The sequence below is a fragment of the Corallococcus praedator genome, assembly GCF_003612125.1.
In the GTDB taxonomy this organism is placed as follows: Bacteria; Myxococcota; Myxococcia; order Myxococcales; family Myxococcaceae; genus Corallococcus; species Corallococcus praedator.
The window spans coordinates 1-384 of record NZ_RAWI01001460.1; the positions used below are offsets into that span (position 1 = coordinate 1).

Annotated in this window: 1 protein-coding gene; it reads right to left on the reverse strand. The window is 57.8% G+C overall.

All coding sequences use genetic code 11. The features are described 5' to 3' along the window. Positions 1-384: SLBB domain-containing protein (locus tag D7Y13_RS44895; protein ID WP_208734774.1), on the reverse strand; the 384-nt coding region annotated here is incomplete at both ends.

Genomic DNA, 384 nt, shown 5'->3' on the forward strand with positions numbered 1-384 from the left:
AATCAGACGTGCGGGTAATGCCCGATCGCCCGACAATCACAATGTCGTTGCTGCGTAAAGCGGGGTTGTTCTCTTCGCTGATTCCGGCTGAAAAGTCAACCGGGATTTCGCGTCGCGCCACCGTTCCATCCGGGTTAAGGCGAACGAGCTGCACGTCGGCAGTGCGAGCGCGGCGATTGTCGAACCCGCCTGCTGCCAAGATGGCCTGATTGAGCGTAACGTTAGGCGGTACTTGCACCGTACCTGGTTCCACCACTTCACCGACTACATTCACGGCGATCGTGTTGGGCGAGAAGCTTGCTGATGCTAGCTCTGTGGCTTCCTCTGCCGTCACTGATGTAGCCGTGGGAATATAGACGGTATCGCCATCGCGCAGCGCTAGAT